Source organism: Pseudarthrobacter sp. GQ63 (assembly GCF_059758765.1).
On the sequence record NZ_JCAXEF010000013.1, the window covers coordinates 1 to 17,122 of the forward strand.

A 17,122-nucleotide genomic window follows, 5' to 3' on the forward strand; every position below is an offset into this window, starting at 1 on the left:
CCTGCGGTAGGCCAGGGTGGGGACCTCGGGCTGCAGGTAACCGCAATTTCCACATTCTTACCCCCGGGCAGCCACAAGCCCCCTGGTTTATCGGACCGCGGCATCCGGCCCCGTACTAGCTTGGCAACACGCCAAAGCGGCACAGAGACACAGGAAACCCGCCGGAAAAGGGGCAATCATGGCAGAAGAAAAGGTCTTTCGAATCGACCCGGCCGCACCAGGCCCTTCCGCCGCACCTGCCCATTCAGCACGTCAACCTGCAGGAGGGATCGGATCCTTGAGTAATCAGGATATTAGCGGCAGCGACGTACCAGCCGCGGGGATGGGACTGAGGGACTACGCCCGGGTCGCGAGGACGTACTGGAAGCACATTGCGGTTGTGACCCTGATCGTCACCCTGCTGGCCACGGCGTGGAGCACGTTCCGCCCCCGCATATATGCCGCTGAAGCCAGCGCAGTTGTTATTGCGGTGGGGACGGACAACGTCAGCAGCCTGCTGGCCGGCGATACCTTGGCCAAAGCAAGGGCAAAGAACTACAAGTCATTGGCTGAATCCCGGCTCGTGGCGGACAACGTGCGCCTGTCCACCGGGCTAAACATGTCCAGTGATGCCCTGCTGGGTGCCATCTCCGTGTCCGTACCCCGCGACACTGCTGAAATCCGGATCACGGCAGAGTCGACGGATCCCACCATTGCCCAGCGGGTTGCGGACGCCTGGATCGTCGAGTTGAGCAAGCAGGTCCAGGAAAGGGAGAGGGCCGCCACTGCCGCTTCAGGCGAGGCCCTCGAAGCCGTTACGCCGCCCCTCTCTCTGGTACCGCTGGATCCAGCGGCTTTGCCAACAAAACCCGTCTCTCCCGGCGTGGCACTGACAGCTCTCTACGGGGCAGCACTGGGCCTCCTCCTGGCCTATGCTTCCGCGCTCCTTCGAGACCGGCTGGACCGCCGCCTGCACAACGCAGCTGAAGTGGAACATCTCTTCTCCGTACCGGTCATCGGCGCCCTCCCGGTCGACCTCCGGCTGACGGGCGAGAACAAGGTCCTGGGAGGCGTCCCCGCAGCTCCTACGCCTGGTTCACGGGCACAGAGCCCCGCCTTCGCCGAGGCGCTCCGGGAACTCCGCACCAACCTGACGTTCCTTGACGTGGACAACCCGCCCCGGATCATCGTTGTCACGAGCTCGGTGAGCGGGGAAGGCAAGTCGACTATTGCAGCCAACCTGGCCTCCGCGATGTCGGCCGGAGGGGAACAGGTCATCGTTGTTGACGGCGACCTGCGGCACCCCAGCATGGCCAAGATCTTCGACGTAATCCCCGGAATAGGCATCACCGACGTCCTCACCGGAAAGGCAGAGGTAGATGACGTTCTCCAGCAGCGGAGCGATCTGCCCAACCTGTCGATTTTGGGCTCCGGCCGGATCCCGCCCAATCCCACCGAGCTCCTCGGCTCGCATGCCATGAAGCAGCTGATCGAATCCCTGTCTGAAAAGGGCATCGTGATCATTGACGCTCCACCGCTGCTCCCGGTGACTGATGCTGTGCTCCTTGCCAGGATCGCGGACGGCGCCATTGTGGTTGTCAGGGCTGGCCGGACAACCAAGGACCAGCTGACAAAGTCGCTTGGAAACATCCGGAAGGTGCATGGAGCCGTTCTTGGAACCCTTCTGAATTGCGTGCCGGCTAAGGAGTTTGACGGCTACTCGTACTACTCCCCGGATCCGGACTCTGCGGACAGCGACCCATCCGGAGACGCGGACGACGACTCACCTGTAGTGATAGAGCCCGAAAGCCCCCCTGCATTCCGTGGTTCCAGCAGGGAACAGACTTCGCGGAGCGTCACTTCCTTCTAGGCACCATCCAACGCCTGCAGCTACCACGTGCGCCGTAACCGAGCCAACCCGGTTACGCGCGCACCGGCCGACACACTCATCTAGGAGAACCCATGTCCAAGTCTGTCGTCGTCATCGGGACACGCGGCTACCCAAGTTACTATGGCGGCTTTGAGACTGCAGTCCGGCGCCTGGCACCCTTCCTCGCCGATGCCGGCTGGGACGTCAACGTCTACTGCCGGGCAGGCCAAACCAAGGACGACGACGAGGCACGCGACCCACGCATCCGAACCACCAGGACAGTGGGGCTTGAGAGCAAGTCACTGAGCACCCTCTCCTTCGGGCTGTCTTCCGTCCTTCACGCCCTGTGGCACAAGCCCCAGGTGGCGCTCGTCATGAACGTTGCCAACGGTTTCTTCCTGCCGCTGCTGAAGCTTCGCGGAATACCAACCGTGGTGAACGTGGACGGAATCGAATGGGAACGCGCCAAGTGGAACCGTTTCGCCAAGTTCGTCTTCCGGCTGGGCGCGCGGCTCACGGCGCGTTACGGCACCATTCTTATCAGCGACTCCCTTGAGATACAGCGGCGCTGGAAGCGGGACTTTGGGCGCAAGAGCGTCTTCATTCCGTACGGCGCCAACCTCGCCAGTCCCAGCGAGGTTGTTCCCGGCCTCGAACCGGAGTCCTATGTGCTCATGGTGGCCCGGTTTGTTCCAGAGAACACGGTGTCTGAGTTTTTCCAGGCAGCTGAACGCCTGGCGCAGCAACATCCTGTGGTGATCGTCGGATCTAGCGGATATGGCGGGCCGCTGGATGAGGCCGCCCAGCGGCTGGGTGAACATCCCAACGTCCAGTGGCTCGGCCACGTCAGTGATGACAAGAAGCTCCTCTCCCTCTGGCATCATGCCGGCGCGTATTTCCACGGCCACAGCGTAGGCGGAACCAATCCAGCCCTGGTCCAGGCGATGGCCTGCGGAGCACCCGTCGTTGCCCGGCAGACGCCATACAACGCCGAGGTCCTGCGGGCGGATGAACACCTGGTGGCACCGGATCCGCTTGCCATCGAGAGTGCATTGCGGCGCATGCTGACTGACCACGACCTGCGGGCGAAGGCCCGGGCAGCGAACCGGGCCCGCGCAGCCACCCATTACGACTGGGAAGATGTGTGCCGGAGATACGAACTGACACTTCAGGAAGCGGTCCTTGGGGAAAAGGCGGCCAAGATAGGCAGCGAGGTGCGTCAATGACCTTTGGATTGCGCACGAGCGCACTCACATCACCCGGACAAATATGCAGCGGAAACCCCCGCATATTGGTTTTGAATCCCCTTGGAGTGGCGTTAAGCCATTACACCGAGGCGCTTTTGCATCAATTAGCGGATGCAGGAATAGAAACAGAATTATTTTCCATCACCGAGCCTTCCCAATCCGGCAAAAGCCGATTTCGGTGGCTCGGCGAATATACCGCCATGCTTTATTCAGCGGGACAACGGACGCGAAAGAGGAATTCACCGGAAAGGGTCCTCGTCACGTGGCCGGTATTGGGTTTCCTGGACCTCCTGATGATGAAAGTCCTTTGCGGCGACTCAGGGGTCATCATTTACCACGATCCGCAACCCCTCGTCCGGTCCGTGGGCAGCAGCCCCCTGGTGGCGGGCCTCGTAGGACGCATGAAGAATCGGCCCGGAACACTGGTACACAGCGATGAAGCTGCCCAGGCCATGGACGCCGTCGGACTCACCGGAGGCCTGGCGCAGGTGCCACATCCGATGCTTCCCCCGGCCGGCGCCGCCAGGGACGCCACCATTGGCAAGCAGTCAGGGATAAGGCCGCGGGTTCGCGTGCTGGGACAGTACAAAGCCGACAGGGACATCGACCTCCTGAAATCATTGGCCCGCAGGCTTGGCCCGAAATGCGACCTCGACATAGTGGGCCGCGGCTGGCCTTCCGTCGAGGGCTGGCATGTCGATGCCCGCTTTGTCCCGGAGGATGAACTGGAGGAACTGATCGTCTCCAGCGACACCATAGTCATCCCCTATAAGCGCTTCTACCAAAGCGGCATCGCCATGCGCGCGCTTGAGCACGGCGTTCCGATCGTCGGGCGCGTCGGAACGAGCCTGGAGAAACTGTACGGACCGCAATCACGGCTCTTGGTGGCAGCGGACCACGTGCTGCCCGGCCAGGAGGTCGAGGCGTGGGCAGCTGCCATCGAGTATGCAATGGGCCAGGGAAGAACCGAAACGGCCCTCGCTGCAAAACTCTTTCATGAGGAGGCGTCCGAGAGCTGGCGCGCCTTCGGCCACCGCATGCTGGCCGAAGGTTCAGCCCGACTTCCCGGCTAGCTCCAGGAGAGCCCCTCCATGACCAAGTTCCTGATCTCGTTCCCCAGTGACGCCATGGTGGTCCACGCCGAGGACTTCGAGGCGGTGGTCGAAGCCGCGCACGCCGTCATCGGCGAGGCCAAAGCGGCGGGCGTGTATGTCTTCGGCGGCGGAATCGACGAGAACGTGGCCCCCGTGCGCGTGTCCGGCGACGGCACCGTCACCGACGGCACGTACCCGGGCCACACAGTGCCCGACGGCGGCTACACGGTTCTCGAGCTGCCCTCCAGGGAAGCGGCACTTGAATGGGCTGCCAAACTAGCCATCGCCTGCCGCTGCCCCCAAGAGGTCCGGCAGTTCCAGTACGATCCCGAGAGCTGACGGAGGCACCTCCCCAGCCAGGCCTGCCCTGCCCCCACACCGTGATGGCGGGAAATCATCCTGACGGCGTGCAGCAGCCCTGCAGGGGCGTGCAGCGTCCTTGTGAACGCTGGCTTGGACTCCCCCTGCACCTGCGGGGGCCGACGCTGGTGCCGCAGCGTGCCGCGACCCAGCCTCGGCGGCTTACCGACGCGACGTCGACCGCGGCAACGACGGCCGGGACGGGAAGCGCGTACCCATGACCGCAGGCGCGGGCCTCACTGTGGGCCTCAGAGGTACCGTCATGGCCACCACCGATCCCACGGTCAACCAGAGCACGGGGGTGGATGCCATAGAGGAGGCGGACTCGGAAGAAGCGACAGTCAGCAGGAAGCCTACGGCCAGCCACACAGGCAGGCTTTGGGTCCTTGGAACACGGCGGAGGAGTCTCCCGAGGTGGACCAGGAGCAGGAGGGCGGCAGCAATCATGGGCCAGCCGATCCACGCGAAATACAGCCCCAGCAGGCTCTCACTGCCCACACCGGTGGACGCGCCTTCAAGAGCGGCCTGGTATCCGGTTGTGCCGAAGCCCAGGCCTGCAGGCGACTGCAGGCCAAGCATGAATCCGGACAACAGGCCATCTGAATGGCTTGCAGTGTTGCCCTGCTCAATGAAGGTGGTGAACAGGTACCCCCCAAGGCCGAGGCCTACAAGAATGCCGGCATGCTTCCCCACTTTGGTCCAGATGAAATAGATCACCGTGACCACAAGGAAGATCAGGATGCCGGCCCTGGCATACGCAAAAAAGAGGGTTGTGCCGATGGCAGCAAGCATCCCGAGCCGCGCGAAGCTCCTGAGCCTTGCGACGGCAGCAAAGGCGCCGAGGCCAAGCAGGAAGCCCATGACGGGAGGGTTCATGAAGGGGCCGCCGGGGCGGAAGGTGAGGTCGCCGTTGGACACTCCGTCCGCGAAGTAGGCGGGCGGCAATCCCATGCGCATGCTGCGGGGGTTCCCGCCCACAACGTTGACGTGGTACCAGGCCGGGTCAAGGAGGGGCGCCTGCATGACTTCCTCGGCCAAGGCCCATGCCACGGTCAGCCCGGCCAACAGCAGCAGGTAGGCGCTGATCTTCCGCCATTTGATGTCGTCCCGGTAGACGAAGCCGGCGAACACCAGCCCGAGCGGCATGAGTACCTGCCGTGCCTGGGCAATGCCGATGTCCGCATCCGGTGATCGGATAAATCCGATACCCACCAGGATGACCAGCAGCAGCATCAGCCCAAGCGCTTTGTGCAGGCGCTTGTCCTGGGAGCTGAAAGACCTGATAACGGCGGCTGCAACAAGAACCGCCGCAGGCACGTCATCCAGGTATTGGAAGGCATCAGACCTGGTGAGGGTGATGAGCGGCGCCTGCGACCAGCCTGCCGCAATGACCAGCAGGATTAGTACGTGGTAGGAGCGCCCTAGGATCAGCACCAGACTGATCACGGCGGAAGCGGTAACAACGAAAGGCAGTAGCACGAGTTGGTCGTCCCTCTCGAGATTTGCTGCAACGCCTCCAGAATCGCTGCAATGCAGGGTCAAGCCCCGGAATCATCCGGACAGGTTTCAATACCCGCAGTATCGCAAGCATCGCGTATGACGGAATCCGTCCTTCCTCACGCTATGCCGACCAGCATGTCCCAACAAGTGCCACGTCGGGAGTATGTGGATACCCACAACCGGCTGTGCGTCATGAACCTCCCCCGTTGACAGCATCTGTCCAGTAGGCCAGGTACGGCGCGGCAGCCAGGGCGACAGTCCGCTCGCTCTGCAGCCCGGTTATCTGGCGGTCTAGGCGTTCCAGCTCAGCCGGATCGGTGATGGTGCTGTGGGCAGCCGCTGCCAGTTCCCGGACAGAAGCGGGGACCACGATCAGCCCGCCGGCCTTGGAGGCTTCACCCAGCGTCCCGGAGTCAAATCCGATCACGGGGGTACGGTATGCGAAGGCCCTTGAGGCCACCCCGGAGGCAGGCAGGATGTTGCCATAAAAGCGGCTCGTCTTGTCGTAGGGCAGAAGGATGGCCCTCACGGACTCAAAGAAAGCGTCCTCCTGCGGCCCCTCGACCGCTCCCAGGATGGTGACTCCGGGGATCGGCGGCAGCTGTTCGGTTCCCCTGCCGGCGACGCGGATTTCGACGTCCGGCGGGAGTTCGCGGCGAAGCTCGACCAGCCTGTCGAACCCTTTGCCTTTAGAGGCGTGACCGTAGAGTCCTACCGCCAGCGGACGCTGGGAAGCAGGCTTCAGGGCAGGCCTGGGCGGCACAAAGTGCCAGGTGCTGACAACCCGGCAGGCGGGGAAGGTTTTTCGAAGCGCTGCCGCGCCGACGTCACTGAGCGCAAACAGGGTGGTGTCCCGCAACAGCCACCGTTCCAGCCGGGCACTGGCAGGGCGCAGCGGGAGATGGATGCCGTGGTGAAGCAGCTTGCTCCTGGCTACCCCTTTGAAGCGGAAAGGCCACCACGCGGCCAGCGGGGGGTCATGCACGGTAGCCGTTGTGGCGATGTCCCGCGAGCGGCCCGCCAGCAGCCAAAAGGGACCCAGCGACGCCGCTGACAACTCGAAGTGAACCACCACCCGGCCGGCAGCGAGGGATTCCTTCACCGCCTTGGAGAGCCTTCGCCGGTCACGGAACACATCACGGAGCCCGACGTTGCCCGGTCCCGCAGTCCTGATTTCACGGAATGCGGAAAAGTTGGGCACAGCAGCGGCGATGAACTCTTCCGCATAGTCGCCGACTCCACCAGAACCCACACGGGGTGCCACCAGAATGAGTGTTGCGGGAATTTGAGAACTATTAGGTACAGGCACTGCGTCTGAATTAGCCACGTTACTCCGCTTTTGCACCAAAGGGACGAAAAATTAGGCGGCACGGCCCCTGGAAATTTCCACTAAGGATTCGTCCGGCCTTGACTACAGTATGCACCAGCAGCCAGGAGACGAACCGGAAAATTGAGCAAACAATTCGTTTTCAACCCTATGCCGGCCCGGAACGCCCGAAGCCCGGGCTTCAGATGCCCGGGAACAGTATTTAGCTCAATAACTGCTCAATTACTGTGAATTTTTGCCCACCCGGCCGCACCCAGACAGTAAACTTTTGCAATGAGGCCACAGGAAGGCTCCAACCCATGACGAACGTTGCTGGTGGACTTGCCCGTGTCGGCTTCCGGGGCGCCGTGTGGCAGGGGCTTGCCCTGGTGGGCGGGAAGGCGATCGTCCTCATAACGACGATCGTGCTGGCACGCCTCCTCTCGCCTGAACAGTATGGCCTCGTGGCCGCGGCACTGGTCCTCATGGCCTACGTCGAGACCGTCGCCGATGCCGGCGTCGCGCAGGCGCTGGTCTATTTGCCTCCCTCCGGCGTCGCGGCCCGCTCGGCGCTGCTGGTTTCAGTGGTTCTTGGTACATCCCTGGCACTCTTGACGTTCTTTTCGGCGCCATGGATCGCCGGGCTTTTCCAGCTGCCGGACGTGGGCCCCCTGGTGCAGGTGCTGTCCATCGCAGTCCTGGCAACGTCGCTGGGTGCGGTTCCGGAAGCCCTGCTGCGACGCGACCTTCTGTTCAGGAGGCTGGCGGTGGCCCCGATTATCCGGGCGCTCGTCACAGGAGTACTGAGCCTGGTCCTCGCCTTCGCAGGGTACGGTGCCTTCTCGCTCGCGGCAGGCACCGCGGCAGGGACGGTTGCGTATGCTGCTACGTGCTGGTGGCTGGTCCGCAAGGGCGCTCCCTGGCAGATCTGGCGCGTGGCCAAAGACGCTCTCCGGGCAAACCTTAAATTCGGCGTTCCGGTGGCAGGCAGTAATCTCCTGGCGCGGCTCATCTTCGACATCGACTATGTGATCATCGGCGTGATCCTTGGCGCCCAGGCCCTGGGCTACTACACGCTAGCCTTCAGGCTCCCCGAAGCCCTGATCATCAACGTCTTCTTTGTACTCTCCACGGTCCTGTTCCCGCTTTACACCCAGGTGCAGCACCAGCCGGAACGGTTGCGGGACGGCTACCTGAAGGGTGTCCGCGTACAGTCCCTGTACGGCATGACGGCAGGTGTGGGCCTGGCAGTTCTGGCACCGATCCTCGTTCCCCTGGTCTTTGGCGGCCAATGGTCTGAGTCTGTCATTCCGCTCGTGTTCCTGGCCTTGTATGCGGCAGCACGCTCCCTGGGAGCGGGCGCGAACGACGTCTACAAGGCCATAGGCCGCCCCGGTATCTCGATCACGTTCTCACTCATCCGGCTGGCAGTGTTGGTGCCCGTCCTGCTGGTGGCTGCCCAATACGGGATCATCGCCGTTGCGTGCGCCCAAATGGCAACAGCACTTCTCTTTGCCGTCGGAATGCAGACGGTGGCTGCCAAGGTGATCCACATCGGACCAAAAGCAATGCTGCGCGCTGTTTTGCCGGCCTTTGCCTGCAGCATCGCCGTGGCGGGGGCTGGAACAATCATGTTCCTGCAACCGTACTTGGGTGCTCCCCTGACAGCGGCGCTGGTGTTTGTGACAGCCATAGCCGCCGTGTACGGCGTCCTCCGGTGGGGATTCCCAACCCTGCACAATGAGCTGCTGCACCTCGTTCGCCGCCGGCAGAATGCCCCCGCTGAATAGGAGGGCTCGGGCAACCGCCCCCGCTCAGACGGAGATGCGGACGCGGTCAGCGTGACCGGGCACGCCGGTTCGACGATCACCTGCCGCCAGCAGGACAACGGCGCAAATGACGGTAGTCGGGCAGCTATAGAGCCGATGTACCGCCTATCGCCGCCGGTGCCGTCGAACGGCAAAGCGCGACGGCGGGTCCTTCCCGGGGAAGCCGCAGCCTGACTCGGCTTGACCAGGTTGACCCGGAGGTCCCTTCCCGCCCCACGTCCCTTAAGAACCAGGTCCCTTACAAAGGGGATGCCTCCCTGCGAGGGACACCAGGCACGGCGTCCGGCTCCTTTGGCGCCGCAAGGTCCGAGCCGATGACCAGGCCGAGGATGATGAAATAGGGTGCCGCCGAGTTGGGACTGAGTGCTACCTCATTGAAGGCGGCATTCAAGAGAAACCCGCCCAGGAGGCCTGCCGCCAACGTCTTATCGCGGAGGTCTTTGATCCGTACTACGTGCCTCGACAGCTGGACAAAAAACACCAGGTACACGGCCAGCCCGACTATTCCGAGTTGACCGATGACCATGCCCAGTCCGCTCTCCGTCACGGCCGACGTGGACTCGGACCCTTCCGAAAATAGACCAGCGAGCACTCCGGAACTGCCCAGTCCACGCCCGAGGGGATGCTGCGGGAACTCCACAAAGGCAGCGGTGAACCCGTCAATGTGTGCCGCTGTACTGCCTGTTGAACTGGAAACGGTAAACAAATAGAAGTTGTATGCCCCGGCAGCCAGCAGCAACAGCGCAATGATGTGGCTGGTTCTCGATGCGTAGAAGCGGGTCCAAAATGCCAGGAACACGATCAGGCCAAGGAGTGCACCCTTACTGACCGCCAACACCATCGCTGCCACCGTTGCGATCTGGCAGAGCAGCCCGCGGAGATACCATGCCGCCATGAACACGGCGAAGAGGAAGGTTCCGAAATTCACCGGGTCCGCGAAGGGACCCGCCATGCGCCTGAGGAACTCACCCGGAACCACCTGCTCCGAAGCAAAGAAGTTCTTGGGCAGGCCGGAGTCCTGCTGAACAGAAATTCCCTTCTTCTCCCACAGGTCCCGGAGGTTGAGTGTCTGCCAGAAATCAGGCGTGTTCGCTTCAATGAAACCGAAGACAATCGCCACAAAGCCCAGCATCACCAGATAGCGGAGGTATACGGCATGCCTGGCCCAGGAGCTGGCATGCAGGCCAATAAGGAGGAACAGGAAAGGAGCCACGATGTTCCTTGAAGAGGCGGCTGCTGCTGCCAAATCATGTTGGAACAACACGACGGTCGCAGCACCGTAGAGAACAAGGATGGCCAGGCAGGTTGTCACTGCCTTGATCAGCTTCCGAAGGGCCTTCCCTTCCGGAACCGGCTTTTTTGCCGAGATCAAAACCAGATACAGGGCAACCGAGAAGAGGAAATTCAGGATGATGGCAAACTGGAGCCGTCCGCTATCCATGGCATCAGCGACAGTGGTCAGATAGACGTTCTGCGTCGCTGACATGATCGTCGGAATGATGAGGAAAAACGAAATCTCGGCTTTTCGCTCAGCCAACCGGTGAATCAATTGCGCTGTGACAGAGAAGAAGACCACCGCTGCCACTGCGGCAAGAATCGCGATCGAGCCGAGGCTGGCGGCGATGGTGATGAGTACCAGCCCACCGCCGAACAACAGGAAAGGGACGATGTCCAGCCGGGGCGAGAACCCGGAAGCCGTTTCCTTGGTGTACATCTTCTCCCCCATAGTGTCGAGCGTGCAGGCAACCAGCGGCTGATCGTCCCTAGGCAGGAACCGCTGCCCAGCCGGTGACCGCATGGCGCCAGAGCCAGAAGTCGCGGTCAGCTGTCACCGCGGCCTGGACGTGGCCGGTGTCCCCGTCATGTACGGTCTGTCCTGCCAGGCGGTAGGTCATTGTGGCTGCTGAACGCGCCCATGTTGCGATGACCAGGTAGGGAAGCAGTTCCGGTTCCACGTTACGCAGCCGCAGGTGTTGCGCCAGGGGTTTCAAGGCCCAACCCCCGGGGCTGAAGGCATTCTCGAAGGCCCGGAGCTGAAGGCGGCGGGAGGACAACGCATCTTCCTGCGACTGGCCAATGTACTGCAGGTAGAAAATCAGGTCATGGGCGGGCAGGCCATCAAGGCGCGAGCGTTCCCAGTCCACCACCTGGAGGCGGCCGTTCGGCTGCAGGAACAGGTTCTGGTAGCTGAGGTCACCATGTTCCACAACTGCCGGAAGCTGCTCGGCCCGCAGTGGCGCCAACACCTCATGGGTGCGGTCAATTAGCCGGGCCACTTCCGTGTCCGCCGGCAGCAGCGATGCCAGTTCGGCCAAGGGGCCGGCGATGGTCCGCTGGTACCAGTCCGTGTTTTCCGGCACCGGCCTGGTGCACGGCAGCGCAGCGACGAAGTTCAGGCCTGCGTCCAAGGCACGGGGAAAGTCCTGCACAACGAGGTGGGGCTCCAGCAGGCTGCCCACCACGGCGGTCTCAATCAGCACTGTCTGTCCCCCGACGTCCAGAACTCCCACAACTTCCGGGGCGCCCTGTTCGGACCCTACTCCCAGCGACTTGAGCTGCAGCAGTACATCGGCTTCCTTGCGCACGCTTTCGTTGTCTCCAGGCTGGCGGGGGATCTTGACCACGAGCCGGGGAACCTGGGCGTCCGTGGAAAAAATGAGGGCCACTACGTGCCGGGAAGTGACAAACTGCGGCGTCAGCAGGAGTGTTTCCCACTGGCCGGTGAGGCCGAACTTCTTCAGCTCGAGCGCCCGGTAGTTATCGCGGAGGATCTGGTCAATGTATTTCACTGCAACTCCTGCCGGCCGGCTTCCGGAGCCCGTCGGCCAACAACGGTGCCTTCAGCGGCGGCCACATTGAACACGCCCAGGTTTAACGCAAGCCTCCCGATTGCAGCCTTGGCTTTTCCAAAGCGTACGCCCGAATAATGCGCCAGGGTATCTTGGACCGCAGTCCTCGACGCCGTAGGCACAAAGCGTGCTGGCCGTTCGAGAGTTGGCACATGCCAGTAGACCGCCACGTCATCAAAGCCTGACCTCTCCAGCGCCCGCTTCCACCCCGCGAGGGTATACGGGCCCGGACGGGACCCAAATGAACGCCGAACCTGCAGGCAGATCCAGCCGCCCGGCCGGAGGGACCCCGCGGCGCTGGCAAACAGGCTCGCGTCCGGTTCGGAGAGCAGGACGACGTCGAATTCATTGGCCGGGGCGGGTCCGTGAGACGCCTCGATACGGCGGGCGGACGGGTCCAGCAGGGCGATCGCCGCCACCGCGTCGCTGCTGAGCCCGCCTCCATAGCCGAGCTTGTCAGGTTGGCTTACGGGAAGCAGGAAACGCCAATCCAGCAGCGTCCACAGATGCAGGGGGAGCGGTTCCGTACCGGCTTGCCCGTCCATTCCTTTGGGCGCGGCCACATCCCACAAGAGCCCGCTGGCCTTTACGCGGACCTGGGATTCTGATTGGCTGGCGTCCAGGACGTGCGCTGAGGGAATTTCCTCGGCCAGCTCCAGATACGCTTTGCGCCATTCCTCCAGTTTCTGGGGAGTGTGCTCACCCTTCCTAGCAAACATGACCTCGCCGGGGACGTCAAGGACCAGGACGAGGTCAGGGCGCGGCTGGAACCGCAGGGCCAGCGCATCCGTCATCGCGGCCAGGCGGCTTTCCGACTTCGAACCGGGGAGCAGGACATCGAATGCGAGGCGGTCCATCAGCACCACCCGGCCGCGGAGGGAGTAGTATCTCGCGGCAAGTCCGGCGCGGAATATCCGGAACACCTTCCTGACCAGGAACCCGCCACGGATCTTCTGGAGCCACCGGTCCATGGGACTGCTGGACCACAGTCCCATGTAGACATAGGCAGACGGCAGGGGGCAGCTGGAGCGGAGGCCGTGGAGCAGGGTGGTCTTGCCCGCCCCGTCGGGGGCCAGCACTCCTGCCACGGGCCCGCGGCCCTTGAGCTTGGGGCCGACCCGCCTCAGCGCCCTGTTGCCCGAGCCGATAAGCCACGGCGGAACCCTGGTGCCGGCCCACCGGCTTTTCAGGTCAGCCGAGGTGGCGGGGACGTCGTCGAAATTTTCGGACTGCAGAAGATTGAGCAGCGTTCCCGCTGTTCCGGTCCCAAATTTCCGGTCCAGGAACAGGGCGATGGGGTTTTCGGCCGTCGCCACGGCAGCTGCGGACCGGGCCGCCGGGACCTTGGCGGGAGTAACTGCACCCTTGTCGAGCACCAGGTGAAGGATATGGAGCCAGGCCTGGTCCTGGATTTCGGGCAGCCACAACGGCCCCAAGGCCACCCGTCGCCGAAGGCAGCCGGCGGCCAGGGCGGTCCCGAGCTCCTGGAACTGCCCAAAACTGATGTCCGAAACCACGTCCAGTTTGATCCAGAGATCCTCGTCCGCGAGGTAGCGGAAATAGAAGCGGTGGCTCCCGTGGCCCAGCGCGACCACGCGCCGGAACCCCACACCGGCAAGATGGCGGTCCAGGCCGGGCACCAGCTCAGCGGAAACAAGCAGGTCAACGTCCCCCGCAGGCCGCACCAAGTCGTCCTCACCCCGCAGCAGAACCCACGGCAGTCCGGACTTATCGAGTTCCCGGAACACCGCTATCAGTGCCGAATTAACCTTTGGAATGGCGCCTGAATTCATGCCATGTGGATATTTGCTGGCAAATTCCGACTCAGATTGGGAAACCGGAAGTTGGGGAGAATTCGACAATTCGCTCACCACTTCTTGATAGTTTGAATTTCGACGGCGCCCTGCCCGCTGCACGCAGGCAGGGCACCGCTGATCCGACGGCAGTCCCGAGAGCCTACCCCCTACCTAATGGGGCGGCACGAGTAGTGGGTACTCACATTTTTCGGCCCTGGCCCCGTGAACTACGTAGGTAAAGGGCATCCTGCTGCCGGCTCGGCCGGGTATAGGTACCTTGCCGGCTGTCGTGGGCATTAGGTAGGGGAGGCCGTGGAGTGCGGGCCATTAGGTAGGTAGGGCATCCGCTCCCCTCTTGAGGAAAAGCAGGGGTGATCTTGAGCAAATACTAAGTGAACGATATATGGCGCTTTGCATAAATTCAGGGCTATATTCGCTTAACGGCTGGGAACCGTGCTGGAGGTGCAAGCCGACAGCCTGCCGACCCAATGGTTATATCCATAACCGGATGGCGGCATACAGTATTGGAACAACTACTAACGAAAGAATTTGGTCTCCTTCTTCGAGGATTGGGGACCCATGTCATTGTTAGGGCGAAACAAGGAGCTGGACAGGCTTCTTTCGGTGATCCGCGGTCCCAAGGACACGGCCCTGGCGGTGATCGGTGGCCACGGGGTTGGAAAGTCGGCTTTGCTTTCAGAAGTCCCCACACTTTCCGACTACAAAACCGTTTTCCTCGGGGCAAGCGCGTTCGAATCCGACTGGCCTTTGTCCGGTGTCACGGCCCTCCTCAACGCCATGGATGATCCCGTACTCAACAGAATCGCTGATGAACTCCTGCGCGATACTGCCGGATCCCTGGACGTGCCGGCCATTTCCTCCATGCTCCTCAACGGCCTGCACCAGCGCGCATCCTCCCGGACGGTCATCGTCATCGATGACGCAGACCAGCTGGATCCGGGCAGCCAGGCGGTGATCGGCTTCCTGGCCCGCCGCCTGTCCGGAACGGACATCGCCATGTTCGTATGCCTCCGTGACGAAACCCCCGACAGCCCGTTCAGCGGCCTGGCCGTGCTGCACCTCCAGGCGCTGAGCTACAGCGACACCGTGAGGATGCTCGAAGCAATCCCCGCACGGCAAGCCACGACGGCGGCCGCCCACGCAGTTGCCGCAGCGACCCGTGGAAACCCGCTCGCCGCCGTCGAACTTTATGCCCGGCTGCTGGAACGGCAGGCCGAGGGAAAGTTCGCCCTCCCGGTTCCCCTGCCCGGCAACGGCAGCTTCGAGGCGGAATTCGCCTTGGTGGTGGGCGGACTGACCGCGCCGGCACGGAACGTGCTGGATCTGCTGTCCCTCTCATGCCGGAGCGACATCACCACGCTGGAAAAGATCAGCAAGGATGTGTGGACCGGCGTGGACGAACTGCTGGCCTGCGGGATTGTGCACCGCACTGGCCCGCACCTTGCAATCCGGGACCAGCTGCTTCGCGGGTACGTCTTTGGCGCCATGACCCCGGCAGTCCGCACGGCCAACCACCGGGCGTTGGCGGACGCGTGCCAGGACACTGACCCGTACGCCCGCAGGTGGCATCTGAGCTTCACGGCGCTGGAACGGCAGACCCCGTTCGGTTTGCTCCGCCATGCTGTAGACCTGATCCGGGGCGGCGAACTGTCCTTCGCTGTGGAGTACGTTGAACGCGCCCTGACCATCAACCCCTGGGAAGCGGAAACAGCGGCACGCCTGGCGGCGATCGCTGAGCTGCTGTTCAACCGGGGTGAGTTTGTTTACGCCCGGCGCTACCTGGAATGGGCACAGCGGGTGACCCGGAATCCTGCCTTGATCCTGCGGCTGACGGGGCTCTCCTTCGAAATCGACTTCATCCAGGGGGGAGCAGTCCGTTCCAGCATGGTGCTGCGCCTGGTGAAGGAATTCGGCCAGCACGATCCTGCCTTCGCCGCCAATCTCCTCGCCGTCGCCGCGGTGTACTACGCGGAACGCTGGGAATTCCAGGATGCGTGCGAGCTTCTCCAGTACGCCGGCAATTTTCAGGACGCGGCATCAGCCGAGTGCCTTGAGCTTACGGAACGTGCCAGGCTGCTCACCGAGTCCACCAGCGGCGACGGGGTCCAGCCCGGACGCAAGTACACTCTCGAGGGCGGCTCCGTGGCCGGCCTCCTGATCCAGGGCCGTGCCTTCAGCTACGCGGAGCGCTACGACCAGGCGCAGGAACTCTTTGCCATGGTGCGGACCTCTACACGGGACGCCCACGTGAACTGGCGGGAAACGGCCCTGTTCCTGGCTGTAGACAACGAGATCAGGGCAGGAAACGTCCGGACGGCGAGCAAGCTGATGGATGACCTTGAACTTTTTGAACCCGAGTTCAAGTACCACCGCGGGCTCCGCCACGTTTTCCGGGTCTGGCGCGCCCACGCGCTGGGGGATGAAACCCTCGCCCACAGTTACGCGGCCGAGGCACAACGCTTCGCCGGTGCCGAAAGCCACCCGGCCATCACCGCCCAGCTTGCTGCCTGGCAGGGCCACTTCGCACTGCTTCGGGGTGACCTGGCAGAATCCCTTGCCCAGCTCTCACGCGCGGCCGAGATTGGCACGAGTTTCACCAATCCCACGCTGCTGCGCTGCGACGCGGACCTCGTGGAGGTACTGGTCCGGCTGGGACGCCACCGGGAAGCAACCCAGGCCCTCCTCAGCCTGGAGAGCCGTTCCGTCGGATTGCGTTCACCGTGGCTGATGATGGCGGTTGCCCGCAGCCGTGCCATCCTTGCGGACGGTGAGCAGTCGCTGCAGTTGTTCGGCCAGGCCCTGGACGGCAGGAACTCGCGTGATTCGTTGCTTGAACGGGCAAGGACCATGCTGTGTTATGCAGAACGGCTGAAGGCACTTGGCCGCCTGCGGGATGCCCGCGACGGTCTTCTGCGGGCCAAGGTCATGTTCGACGAGGTTGGTGCCAACGCCTGGATCCAGCACGTGGATGCGCTCCTGCTGGACGAACGGGTGGAAGCACCTGGCCCACAGGGAAACCCGGCCATGCTGCTCCTCGCTGACCACGAACGCGTCCTGGCAAGAATGGTTGCCCGGGGCATGCGCAACAAGGAGATCGCCTCAACCCTCTTCGTTTCCGTGAGGACCGTCGAGGTGAGGCTGACCGCCATCTACCGCAAGCTCGGGGTTGAGTCACGCGCCCAGCTGACTGCCCTGGCTGCCAGCAAGGAAAAGGCGGCTCCGGAGCCGTACATCCTGCCGGTTCTCTAGTGCCGGCTGCAGCTGCTGCAGC

At 63.0% G+C, this 17,122-nt stretch carries 11 protein-coding genes; 6 read left to right on the forward strand and 5 right to left on the reverse strand.

Going from position 1 to position 17,122, the window contains the following annotated elements:
- The first annotated feature begins 277 nt into the window (after positions 1-277).
- The 4 genes from AC6CHP_RS17095 (at position 278) to AC6CHP_RS17110 (ending at position 4,529) form a co-directional block, all read left to right on the forward strand.
- On the forward strand, positions 278-1,849 hold the full coding sequence (locus tag AC6CHP_RS17095) for a tyrosine-protein kinase domain-containing protein (RefSeq protein ID WP_498231214.1): 1,572 nt from the start codon (positions 278-280) through the stop codon (positions 1,847-1,849).
- A gap of 92 nt (positions 1,850-1,941) precedes the next feature.
- On the forward strand, positions 1,942-3,075 hold the full coding sequence (locus AC6CHP_RS17100; RefSeq protein ID WP_377192544.1) for a glycosyltransferase: 1,134 nt from the start codon (positions 1,942-1,944) through the stop codon (positions 3,073-3,075).
- Between the two features lie 314 nt (positions 3,076-3,389).
- A complete protein-coding gene (locus AC6CHP_RS17105) occupies positions 3,390-4,169 on the forward strand; it encodes a hypothetical protein (protein ID WP_498231216.1) in 780 nt (259 codons plus the stop codon).
- Between the two features lie 18 nt (positions 4,170-4,187).
- Positions 4,188-4,529 carry a YciI family protein gene (locus AC6CHP_RS17110; protein WP_188728402.1) on the forward strand — a complete coding sequence of 114 codons (342 nt, stop codon included), beginning with the start codon at positions 4,188-4,190 and terminating at the stop codon, positions 4,527-4,529.
- A 183-nt stretch (positions 4,530-4,712) separates the two neighbouring features.
- Here AC6CHP_RS17110 and AC6CHP_RS17115 read toward each other — a convergent pair whose 3' ends face one another.
- Positions 4,713-5,996: a hypothetical protein gene (locus tag AC6CHP_RS17115; RefSeq protein ID WP_377192538.1), complete on the reverse strand. Its 1,284-nt coding sequence runs from the start codon at positions 5,994-5,996 to the stop codon at positions 4,713-4,715.
- A 244-nt stretch (positions 5,997-6,240) separates the two neighbouring features.
- Positions 6,241-7,314, reverse strand: coding sequence for a glycosyltransferase family 4 protein (locus AC6CHP_RS17120; protein ID WP_498231219.1), 1,074 nt, complete (start codon positions 7,312-7,314; stop codon positions 6,241-6,243).
- 362 nt (positions 7,315-7,676) lie between these two features.
- Between AC6CHP_RS17120 and AC6CHP_RS17125 the strand changes: the two genes are divergently transcribed.
- Positions 7,677-9,146 (forward strand): lipopolysaccharide biosynthesis protein, encoded by a 1,470-nt coding sequence (locus AC6CHP_RS17125; RefSeq protein ID WP_498231221.1) that lies wholly within the window; start codon positions 7,677-7,679, stop codon positions 9,144-9,146.
- A gap of 277 nt (positions 9,147-9,423) precedes the next feature.
- Here AC6CHP_RS17125 and AC6CHP_RS17130 read toward each other — a convergent pair whose 3' ends face one another.
- Genes AC6CHP_RS17130 through AC6CHP_RS17140 form a run of 3 tightly spaced genes read right to left on the reverse strand, consistent with a single transcriptional unit; the run spans position 9,424 to position 13,827 of the window.
- On the reverse strand, positions 9,424-10,911 hold the full coding sequence (locus AC6CHP_RS17130) for an O-antigen ligase family protein (protein ID WP_498231223.1): 1,488 nt from the start codon (positions 10,909-10,911) through the stop codon (positions 9,424-9,426).
- Positions 10,912-10,948: 37 nt separating this feature from the next.
- Entirely contained in the window at positions 10,949-11,974 is a 1,026-nt protein-coding gene (locus AC6CHP_RS17135) for an aminoglycoside phosphotransferase family protein (RefSeq protein WP_498231225.1), read from the reverse strand.
- Entirely contained in the window at positions 11,971-13,827 is a 1,857-nt protein-coding gene (locus AC6CHP_RS17140; RefSeq protein ID WP_498231227.1) for a hypothetical protein, read from the reverse strand. Before AC6CHP_RS17140 ends, AC6CHP_RS17135 begins: the two co-directional genes overlap by 4 nt.
- Before the next feature lie 582 nt (positions 13,828-14,409).
- Here AC6CHP_RS17140 and AC6CHP_RS17145 point away from each other — a divergent pair.
- On the forward strand, positions 14,410-17,100 hold the full coding sequence (locus tag AC6CHP_RS17145) for an AAA family ATPase (protein WP_498231229.1): 2,691 nt from the start codon (positions 14,410-14,412) through the stop codon (positions 17,098-17,100).
- Positions 17,101-17,122 lie beyond the last annotated feature (22 nt).

Excerpts from the sequence above, each read along its gene's own strand:
- AC6CHP_RS17100 (WP_377192544.1), top strand. The coding sequence starts at position 1,942 with ATGTCCAAGTCTGTCGTCGTCATCGGGACACGCGGCTACCCAAGTTAC.
- AC6CHP_RS17105 (WP_498231216.1), top strand. The coding sequence starts at position 3,390 with ATGATGAAAGTCCTTTGCGGCGACTCAGGGGTCATCATTTACCACGAT.
- AC6CHP_RS17110 (WP_188728402.1), top strand. The coding sequence starts at position 4,188 with ATGACCAAGTTCCTGATCTCGTTCCCCAGTGACGCCATGGTGGTCCAC.
- AC6CHP_RS17125 (WP_498231221.1), top strand. The coding sequence starts at position 7,677 with ATGACGAACGTTGCTGGTGGACTTGCCCGTGTCGGCTTCCGGGGCGCC.
- AC6CHP_RS17130 (WP_498231223.1), bottom strand. The coding sequence starts at position 10,911 with ATGGGGGAGAAGATGTACACCAAGGAAACGGCTTCCGGGTTCTCGCCC.
- AC6CHP_RS17140 (WP_498231227.1), bottom strand. The coding sequence starts at position 13,827 with ATGAATTCAGGCGCCATTCCAAAGGTTAATTCGGCACTGATAGCGGTG.
- AC6CHP_RS17145 (WP_498231229.1), top strand. The coding sequence starts at position 14,410 with ATGTCATTGTTAGGGCGAAACAAGGAGCTGGACAGGCTTCTTTCGGTG.